This is a genomic window from Alteromonas sp. ABE4_545 (genome assembly GCF_056161325.1).
Window position 1 is genome coordinate 18,774 of sequence record NZ_JBSWYY010000039.1, and the last position, 9,819, is coordinate 28,592.

Annotated in this window: 10 protein-coding genes; 5 read left to right on the plus strand and 5 right to left on the minus strand. The window is 40.2% G+C overall.

What is annotated here, in order from left to right; all coding sequences use genetic code 11:
• The first annotated feature begins 130 nt into the window (after positions 1-130).
• A complete protein-coding gene (locus tag ACXAH6_RS19110) occupies positions 131-922 on the plus strand; it encodes a hypothetical protein (RefSeq protein WP_474879449.1) in 792 nt (263 codons plus the stop codon).
• On the opposite strand, the gene ACXAH6_RS19115 is transcribed toward ACXAH6_RS19110, so the two are convergent.
• Together ACXAH6_RS19115 and ACXAH6_RS19120 are read right to left on the minus strand one after the other, a co-directional pair.
• The gene (locus ACXAH6_RS19115; RefSeq protein ID WP_474879450.1) at positions 919-1,242 is read right to left on the minus strand and encodes a hypothetical protein; all 324 of its coding nucleotides are present in this window, start codon (positions 1,240-1,242) and stop codon (positions 919-921) included. The two genes, ACXAH6_RS19110 and ACXAH6_RS19115, sit on opposite strands and share 4 nt — an antisense overlap.
• The gene (locus ACXAH6_RS19120; protein WP_474879452.1) at positions 1,232-1,558 is read right to left on the minus strand and encodes a hypothetical protein; all 327 of its coding nucleotides are present in this window, start codon (positions 1,556-1,558) and stop codon (positions 1,232-1,234) included. The genes ACXAH6_RS19115 and ACXAH6_RS19120 overlap by 11 nt, the downstream gene beginning before the upstream one ends.
• Before the next feature lie 271 nt (positions 1,559-1,829).
• Here ACXAH6_RS19120 and ACXAH6_RS19125 point away from each other — a divergent pair, with 271 nt between their 5' ends.
• A complete protein-coding gene (locus ACXAH6_RS19125) occupies positions 1,830-2,390 on the plus strand; it encodes a recombinase family protein (RefSeq protein WP_474879454.1) in 561 nt (186 codons plus the stop codon).
• 29 nt (positions 2,391-2,419) lie between these two features.
• Here the strand turns inward: ACXAH6_RS19125 and ACXAH6_RS19130 are convergent, their stop codons facing one another.
• A complete protein-coding gene (locus tag ACXAH6_RS19130; RefSeq protein WP_474879456.1) occupies positions 2,420-3,208 on the minus strand; it encodes a hypothetical protein in 789 nt (262 codons plus the stop codon).
• A 137-nt stretch (positions 3,209-3,345) separates the two neighbouring features.
• The gene (locus ACXAH6_RS19135; protein ID WP_474879458.1) at positions 3,346-3,834 is read right to left on the minus strand and encodes an antirestriction protein ArdA; all 489 of its coding nucleotides are present in this window, start codon (positions 3,832-3,834) and stop codon (positions 3,346-3,348) included.
• Between the two features lie 495 nt (positions 3,835-4,329).
• Here ACXAH6_RS19135 and ACXAH6_RS19140 point away from each other — a divergent pair, with 495 nt between their 5' ends.
• The 3 genes from ACXAH6_RS19140 (at position 4,330) to ACXAH6_RS19150 (ending at position 5,518) form a co-directional block, all read left to right on the plus strand.
• Positions 4,330-4,509 carry a hypothetical protein gene (locus ACXAH6_RS19140; protein WP_474879459.1) on the plus strand — a complete coding sequence of 60 codons (180 nt, stop codon included), beginning with the start codon at positions 4,330-4,332 and terminating at the stop codon, positions 4,507-4,509.
• Positions 4,510-4,566: 57 nt separating this feature from the next.
• On the plus strand, positions 4,567-4,938 hold the full coding sequence (locus ACXAH6_RS19145) for a MerR family transcriptional regulator (protein WP_474879461.1): 372 nt from the start codon (positions 4,567-4,569) through the stop codon (positions 4,936-4,938).
• A gap of 190 nt (positions 4,939-5,128) precedes the next feature.
• The gene (locus ACXAH6_RS19150; protein WP_474879464.1) at positions 5,129-5,518 is read left to right on the plus strand and encodes a carboxymuconolactone decarboxylase family protein; all 390 of its coding nucleotides are present in this window, start codon (positions 5,129-5,131) and stop codon (positions 5,516-5,518) included.
• 494 nt (positions 5,519-6,012) lie between these two features.
• Here the strand turns inward: ACXAH6_RS19150 and ACXAH6_RS19155 are convergent, their stop codons facing one another.
• Positions 6,013-9,387 carry a tetratricopeptide repeat protein gene (locus tag ACXAH6_RS19155; protein WP_474879462.1) on the minus strand — a complete coding sequence of 1,125 codons (3,375 nt, stop codon included), beginning with the start codon at positions 9,385-9,387 and terminating at the stop codon, positions 6,013-6,015.
• Positions 9,388-9,819 lie beyond the last annotated feature (432 nt).

Below are 9,819 nucleotides of genomic sequence, written 5' to 3' on the forward strand. Positions count from 1 at the left end.
ATAGGGCGGATTAATTATTTTTCTATGTCTGAACGAATTTATTTACTCACATTTTGACTCTGTTAACCTTTATCCTGTATGTTGAATAGGTGGATAAATATACAACTATAACAACATGGGATGTTGGGTGATGGTGAGTAACAGCGATAAAGACAGTCAAAAAGACTGGGATGATTACAGCAATGAATTATCTGGTTTGGAGGTTGGACGCCTTCAACGCTTTGTTTCTGCTGGTTCAGACCATTCCCCGCAAGCTCAAGAAAAGAAACGCGAGAAAGAAGCGCATGCTTCGATGCTCGCCTACCTCCTTGCCGAAGATCCCATCTACGCCAAGCTTTATTTTGAAGTCGAGCAAGACCTCAATGACGCTCAAGAGGCGGTAAATGCAGCGCGAGCTGATATCAATGCCGAACTCGCCATGTGCAGCGCGAATATCCAATTTATGGAAGACAATGCTACGCGCCTTGATGATGGCACAATGGTCTTTCGTTCAGAAAACGGCGATGTCTATACCCAAGATGGGCGCAAGCTCGACGATGATGTTGTCAAGAATATTACCTTCGGTTCTCATTCACCGAGTTGGGAAGCATATAAGGCTGAGCAAGACAAGGCTGAACAGCTCAGAATCCAACTTCAAGAGTTAGATATTTACCAGCGCGACACGATTGATTACATACGTACTCGCATTGACGATGACGAATACCCTCCAAGCAAAGAAGACTTGGAGGAACATAAGAAAATGATTGAAGACAATGCCCCAAGTATATTAAATGACTACACGACAGATAATAGTTTTGCCTTAAATGCTGAATCATCTTCACTCATATACCAGCCAACAGATTTCGACAATGTAAAGTCGATAGACGCATTGGCGGAATTTGACTTGCCACCAGAAACCGCCCCCGTATCGCCAAAATGTTAGTTGGTCAATTTCCCACAACTGCGCTGAAGCAAAGCAAATAAAATGGTTGTTGGCATTTCTTCGGGATATTTCTCAAAACTTCGCTTCAAGAGATCCTTTTTCCCTTCAGGATCGGATGGAAACCAATTCCAAATACATTGTGCTTTTTCTTTGTCATTCATTGAGACCAAATGCCCTGTTGAATAAAGTGCCCCAAGATACCACCATTCTTGCTGCCCCTCTGAGAGCTTCAAGAAGTCAGCATTGGTGAAGTCTTTGGCCTGTGGCGTGCTGGCTACAAACGTAAATAACACCAGCATAGCTAATCGCTTAAACATCATTCCTCTCCTGCTTCTCTATCACATAGACATAGGCCGCGTGATCAACTTCCACGGGCATGACCATTGCGTGATCAAAAATCGCATGAAAAAATGCTTGGCGCGCGAAGATAAAAATAATGACCAGCGCGACGAGAAGAACGCGATAGACAACATGTTCAATTACATAGCCTGTCCACGCGCCAATGAAAGCCCCGAGTATCCCAACAGGCCATTCACCAATGAGCGTGCCGTAAAACGCCCCTACAAAGATGCCTATAAAACCAAATATGCCGCCCAGTGGGCCTTTGGTTGGATCGGCGCTGTTTCCTTTTGCCATGATTGTTCCATCCACAAAAAAAGTGCTCTGTTTGGCGCATCTTTGCGGCAATGATGAACAGGCTGTGATAGGAAAAACAAAAGGGAACCCTTTTGCTAGATTCAGAAATGAGATTAATTCTTAGTTGGTCGAAATGGCTGTACGGCCGAGTTTACAAGGGGGCGCGGCGGCATCACAGATGCGCTGTGTAGAGATAAGGGAGGCCACTAAAAAAGGGTTCCCTTGTGTCTATGATTACTATGTAAAGTCACACAAGAAAGGGAAAAAGCATATGCGTTTTATTGGCTATATCCGCACCTCTACGGTGAATCAGTTGACCGACAGGCAAGTGCTCCAGCTCAAAGAGGCTTGTGATGAATATTTCATTGAAGATGGGGTGTCAGCGGTGAACAAGCACCGCCCTGTCTATCATCAGGTGATGGAACAATTACAAGCGGGTGATACGTTTGTGGTGCTGTCCTTAGACCGCGCCTTTCGCTCTGTGGTGGATGCGCTGCAAGAACTAGAAAAAATGCAAAGCCGCGGCGTGCATTTTAAATCCCTGACGCAGAACTTTGATACGGCCACGCCTGATGGCAAGTTGCTTTATACGATTGCTGCGGCGCTGGCTGAATGGGAGCGCAGCATTTTAATCATGCGCACCAAAGAAGGCATGGAAGCAGCGCGCCAACGTGGGCAACATATCGGCAGACCACCGAAACTGGATGATGAACAAATCGAAGAAGCCAAGCGCTTGTTAGAAGATGAAGTCTATTCATCGCTGGTGCAATTGGCTGAGCATTTTCGGGTACATGAACGCACAATCGCACGCGCCCTGCAAAAAGCGGCTTAATAGATTAAAATATTTTTCATTAGTCGCTATCAGTTGTTTGGCTTGCTCTCGGTTTTGTCAGGTTTCTCGGCCTTAGCACTCGACATTATTTTAACGACTAAGCCTGTCAAAGGGCGGATTTCTGTTGTCCCATTTTGATAAAGCGCGATTGTAGTATTTGAAGCGGCAACAACGAGACCTTCAGCCACTATATTGCCCTTTGAATCGTACAAACGTGCACATTGACGTTTTTCAGATATTTCTATGTCACAACTAACATATTTAGCCTGCTCTTCTTGAGCGATTTGCTCTCCCGCGAAATAGGCTTGAAATGGAAAGACTATAATAGAAGAGAAAAGTAATAGTGTTATAAATGGAGTAAACGTACCGAGTACAAACACTGAGCCAGTTATGAGTAAGTAATCTTTGCTCTTCTTCCTCACCTTTACTTTAGGCATTTTGTTCAAAATACCAACAAGCTTTTCATTGTTGTGAATACATATCACTACGACAAAGGCCAGCAATGAAAAAAATAGGCCAAATAAAGGAAAAAACCACAAGTGTTTAAAATAAGGTATTAATATTTTAATCATAGGGTTCACGGAGAAGTCATACGTACGAAGCAATATATCTTGTACTGACACAGGAAACATACCCGGTGGCACACCATAAGTTTCCAAATACCCTGCGCGATTGTAGTACCCCAACAAATACCCACACGGCAGAAGTAGGGTAAGAATAGTCCCTGCATAGGTTATCACCTGCCCTAAACGCTTTGCCTTACTTTTTCCGACATTACTTCCATTGTTATCATTTAGTGCAGCATGTTTATCGGTCATACAAATCCTTGTTTTAAAGCCGAAATGGCAAGTCATAAGACGATACTTCAAGCGTGCAAATAATTTAAAGCATCCCAAAATAGACCAAGGTATGTAGAAAAATACGCTATATAAATGTGATACATTGAATGACGCCCTTAAAATTCAAGGGCGTTGGTGACGTAGATGTCGTGGCCGATTTCAGTGATTTCACCGTTTAAGCTCATATCGCGTGCGATTGCGTAATAATCGATGTAATTAGCCAGAAACTCGGGAATATCTGAGGTGGTCTCTTCGATAAGCTCTTGAGCGTAGCCTTTGGCGCTGCCGAAATACAGCAGCACGTCTTCGTGTTCTTTGAGCGTTTCTTCCAAGGAATAGCGCAGCTCCAGCAGGTAAATCATTTGCGTGGCGGTGTATTCGCTCAAATCATTCAAGTGCTCAAACCAATCATGAAGCTTGCCTTGGCTGATACCGGCGGCGTTAAACAGCCTGGCTTCGTAGTCTTCACCGTCGATGAATTGAATCTCCACTTCTTCAATGCCTTTGGCCTTTAAGCGCGCCATGCCGCTGTCAAATTCCTCAAGGCTCTCAAAGTAAAATCCAGTGTCACGGCAAAGATATGATTGTGCAAATAAGGTTGTCATGTTTTCTCTCCTGTTGATTGCGCGTATGTCGCGGGAGAGACGGCATGCCCAGTTCAATAGGCGGTAATGCAAGCCCCAGAATGCGAAGTGGTGCGGCTCGCAAGGATGAGAACACGGTCGAGGCTTTGGCCGCTAGGGTGAGGCTTGTTTTGACGGCGAGCTGGGCGAGACTCGCTGCGCTATGAGACATCGCCTGCAACGGGTGAGATATGACAGACCATTGCCCTGCCAATCATGAAACGGGCTCACTGGCTATTGAGAGCTGGGTTTGAAGGCATGGACAATCAACCAAAGGCCAATTTGAAGATTTTAGAAACGCAATTCACGGTAAAGCGTTAAGCCAAGCAACGCCGCAAAGTCATCGGCGGCATAGTGATGTGGTGAGCCTTGATTGAGCGCATATAAACGCAGCCATCACATACGCCTGCTCTGGCGTCTTTTCCTGAATGGGGACGAGAAAAAACACCAGACCTGTCAGCATTTAAGGAGGCCGCCATGCTCGCTCTTAGTCGTCACCACCTCAAGCACTATTCCCTTTCTGAGCTTTGGGGATTACACCGCGCATTATTTAACGCCCTCGCGCAGTATGCGCCATGTAGCGATGAGTCAAATCTGACGCGATCTTCTATCGCACTCACCCTTCAGGAGATTGCGGTGAGGTTAGAGACATTGTAAGTCACGGAGAAATTTGTCACTAATATGAGATGGAGTAACAAAAGGGAGAAAAACATTATGAACGTAGCTCAATTTTCAAAACGTGTAGGCGTCAGTGCACATACTATTCGCTACTACGACAAAGCAGGCTTACTGGAAGATGTTCAGCGTTTGCCAAATGGGCATCGATATTTTCAGGAAAAAGATATTGCGTGGTTTGAATTCATCCAGCGACTAAAAGAAACAGGTATGACTATCGAGCGAATACGCGAATATGCGTTGCTACGTAAAGAAGGTAAGAACACGCTTGCCGCGCGCCAAGCCATCCTTAAAGAGCATGCGATTAAATTGAATCAGGTGATTAATCAACAGCAGCAACACCTTCAAAGATTGAATGAGAAAATCGATACCTATCAGTCTGCGCTTGATGGAAAAACAACGCTTGACTGAGAGTTAACTCTAAGGTTTAGGCTGTCAGCATGGTAGTCCATTGGGCAGTGACACTATGCAAGCCAAACCAGATGAGTTAAGACGTGAGTTCCTAAAATTATCAACCATGTTGCTTACTGCTTCGTTCGGTCACATCGGCGTCTACGGTTGCTCAATCCTACCGAAAGAAAAATCAACAGAGGACAATGTGATGAATAACGATTTAGATGACAGATATACACGTGGATGGCAAAAGCTGAAAGAAATTGACGGTGACGCCGGTGAAAAGGTGATTGAAGCCTTGAAAGATGTCGCGCCTGATTTGGCGCGATACACAATTGAATTTCCTTTTGGAGACATCTATAGCCGTGAAGGGCTAGATTTGAAATCACGTGAGATCGCAACAATCGCCATGCTGTCTGCTATGGGTAACGCTGCCCCGCAGTTGCATGTGCATATACATGCAGCACTAAACGTTGGCTGCAAACCAACTGAAATCATTGAAGTGATCATTCAAACTTCCGTGTATGCAGGGTTTCCAGCTGCTTTAAACGCAGCTTCTGCTGCCAAAATCGTGTTTACAGAACGGGGGATCATATGACAGCACTGGTTCGTAAAGGCGCTAACTTCACGCAATCCAATCGGCGCACGGTTGGTTCAGGATTTTAAAGGGCAGGAATACGCCCTTTAATCGAGGGGTTCCAAGGGAGAGTGAAATATTCCTTGGTCATGGAATTGTTAAAGGCAGCAGGAACGCTCCTTTAACTGGAGATCAAACGTCCACACGTTTGTTGATGTTGAACGTTAGGAAATATCAAAAGCAGGGGGGATAGAACGGGGGCGTGCAACAAGCCCACTTCTCAAGTGCACTTACGATTTTTGAAATAAACACAAAGTGAATTATTCAAAAAGAATGTCGTAAGTGACATCTTGCGCGATCAATAGGATAAATTGAAAGTGCATATTAAAAACCGAAAGCGGGAATGTTTTTTGGGGAACCAGTTTTCGTGCGATAGCATAAAATCTAACAACCGTATTAAATTCCTCTTGCTTTGAGCATGTTAATTTTTGATATAGATTTTGTTAGGATTTAATTTATACCTCTTCGTATCTCAAATTACCGTCAACTTTTCGACGTTTAACACCCCTTAATTCAGTAATTAAAGTTTTGTTTTCAATTTTAACAGAGCCATTTGGGAAAACGACTAATGTTAAGATATATAAGGAAGACTGAAATATAGCTGTTGCCTTGTATTTTTCTCCGAGATTGTTAAAAAATCGCCCTGAAAAGTAACGTAAGGGCGTTAAAAGTTCTTTGATTTTTTTAGTGTCTTCTTTTGAATCGACATATCTCTCGATTTCATTGTATGAACTGACAAATTGATAGTTGATGTAGAATGAATAATCAAATTCAATATAAAAATTTAGATAGTATTTTTGTCTGCCAGTTCTGATTTTTCTAGGTTTTAAGTCTGTTTCAGATAAAACAGTTTCGAAAACGCCTGGTACATCTGGTAAAGGGAATAGTCCTATTTCTGAAAATACAGCTGGGATAAGTTTGGTTTTTTTATCGTTTTTGTCTATTGCTCTTAGTAAAATTAAGGACATTCCTTCTTTAAACGATAGATTGAAAATTGAAAGGTCTATCATATTTAAATTGTTTAAAATATTATCATTTCCATTAATTCTAAATGAAGCTCTGAATAGAGAAAGGATGTATTTTTCAGGATCTTCATCAAGATAAAGCCTGTCGTGATTTTTAACTTCTGGTGGATCTTGTGTGATTTCTGTTTTCGAACTTACGAAATTTTTAGCCCACTCCAAATCTTCTTGTTTAGGAATTTCTACGGAAAGATTACGAAAGAAGAAAACATTCTTAGAAACTTTTGTTTCGATTATTTGGGGGTGGAAATCATAAGGGAAGTCTTTCCAATCTCTTTTATTTGAAAAATTTATATTTAAGGAATTATTAATTTTTTCGGATAAATTGTCCTTATTAAGCCCAAATTCATTTAAGTAAAGGTAATGGTAATACTTAGAAGTAAGGAAGTTTTTTTTAACTCCGATTGCAGAATAAAAACAATCGCTTAACTTTTTAGCAGCTGCTGGTGTTCCCATTTTAAATGCCTTAAAATAACAAGAAAACGCTTTTTCTGGTAAATATTGCGCTTCTGTATTTGCATAACTTTTTCTGGAATTCGCGTCGAAATCTAAGTTGTTGCTAAAGTGGTCTCCTAGCCAAATATACGCTAAACCACAGCCTTTTTTAGCAGCTATCTCATACATAGTATTTGTTCGTGTTAAAAAATACTTTAAACCTATGTAGAATCCCTTTCCACGACACTTGGCTAAATAATAATATGATAGAGACGAGCCGCATTTTGAGGCATGTTTATAACATTTTATCGCTTTTTTTAAATCTACATCAAAAAAAATACCGTACTCATAACAAACTCCTAGCGTTGCGATGTCATCGGCTAAATCTCTAGAAATTACCTCTTTAGAACAATCTTGTAATTTTGATGGATAGCTTAAAGTTTTATCTTTAACACCATCATTGATGATATATATTGAGAAAATTAAGTTTAAAGTCAACTTGACTAACACTTTGTCACTGAGACTTTTTTCATCTATGTTGTCTATGAAAACTGAAGTAACATATTCATTTGGGAAATCATCTATAAGTCTAAGGTAAAAAGCTAATACCCTTTCTGGATGCTTATCCCATGCGACGGGAAGTATATTCATTAACTTCGGACTTTCTTTTATAAAGCTAGCTACAAACCATTCACCAATTATCTCTGGTTTGAGTGGGGGGATTCTATCAGGAATTGGAGATTTACCAGAAACATTGAAGCTTTTAATCAGTGATAGAACTTTATTTCGACTGGGATTTTTTATTCCTAACTCTTTGGACACTTCTTCTAAATCTTTTATTGATAAACCCCCAACTATTGTAGAATATAAAGAAAGCTTTAATATATCTCCATCATCTCCTAATCGTGGAACGCTAAAATTTTCAATGGTTTTCCACCATGCATTACGCTCCCTAAATAAAACTTTATCGAGAATTCGTTCTCTTGTTAGATTTTGTACGCTTTGATTTTCGGATAATTCAGCAGCTATTATATAAGCAAATAAAGCTGATCGATCAGAGTCCACATAATGTAATCTTTCTAATATTTCCCTATCCGTAAGACGAATAGACTCCCCACTGAACTGTCGTACAATTTCGATGAGGCTTTTGTCTGAAAGAGTGGGTAACTTTAAAACACCACTTCGATGCCGATTACGATGAATGTAAAAGTCATTCCCATCATATCTATCGGTTAAATTCAAGAACCATTCGGCATAAAAACCTGAAGAAACCTGCATGTCACCGACATTAACATAATCTTTCACACCTTCATTCCAAGGTTGTCTCTCTAAAATAAGCAACCTAACCTTAAAACGTAGTTCTTTAGCTCGAGTACAAAATGCACGAAGTAGTGTTTTTAGGTAATCAGAATTAGGTAGGGCATAATCTACAATGAACAAAAAATTTCTCTTAGGTTGCCAGGTCTCCAAGACTGATTTAAATTTATTTTCTTTCGCTGTTTCTAAGAAACCAGCTTCCCACTCCATTTTTATAGCGCTGATACATAGTTCAAGTGCCAGCCGACTTTTTCCTTGGCCAGCTTTTCCAGCAATTTGAAACCACGAAAATTGCTTATCTGAATTAAGAAAACCTAAAAGCTCGTTTTGTTCGGTTTCTCTACCTACTAATTTTTCGATAGACCTGTTTCCAAAATACAGTGGGTTACCTTCTATTATTGTTGGAAGGTAATAGTTAATCTTCAGGGTAGAACTACTAAGTTCCTGTTCTATATCACTAGATGTCTTTCCTTGCTTTTTTGCTTGGACATAGAAATCCCTATATGTTTGCATTTCGTCAATAGCATGTTTTAGTTCATCCCTGTTACTATTAAATATTCTCAAAGGTAAATAATTATCGTAGCAATAGCGATATAAACATAATAAAACATCAAATGTTGATGTGTTGAAAGTTTGGGTGAGAGCGTTAAAAAAACTATTAATCCTCCTTTGAGATATTGAGTTTTTGTTCGGGTTTTTTATGCCAATTAAATAAGTGTCTCTTCCTTGTTCTTGGCACGCATTTTCTAAAAATAATTTTTCTAAATTTTTATCATTTTCAAATAGCGAATTAGCAAAGCCAACTAAATGATATCCTTCATATACATAAATTTTTTTTCCTATGAGCTTTGGGTGTTTTATAGTGAGTTTTGATAAAGATACGTATTTTTTGTTTTCTAGAGATATTTTCAATAAACCACTTAAAGAGCTGTTTTGGCCGTCAATATATGAACTTAACAGTGATTGAATTCCACCTGTGGTTAGATCAGATATAAGATTTTTAAACCGTGGTGTATCAATATCCTCACGCAACGGAATGTTACTTTTACCTATCATAAACGAGTTACATTTCCATATTGACTATGTATGTTAACCTACCAACTCAACTATGTTTGAGCAATAGTAGTTTGCTAGTGAAGATTTATATTACGGCTCGCCAACCTCGTGGTATGCATCTAAGAATAGTTTCGAGGCTTTTCTTTCTCCAAATTCTGTAATGCAGAGATCATGAACGGTATCTGAAAAGCTCCAGGACAATGGAGTTTTATTGTTTCGTGGTACTACTAACCTTTGTTTTTTGGCTTGTGCATGAAGATATTCAAGAAATAGTTTCGAGTAGAGTTCACGAGTTCCTTCATCTTCTTGATTTTTTATGAATTTGTAAACCTCCCTTAATTAGTTACATCCATAATTAGAGATTTCGGCCATTTCATGCTTGGTTAAATATTCCCATGGTGTCAGATCATTCAGGGCATCATGGGGACGCTC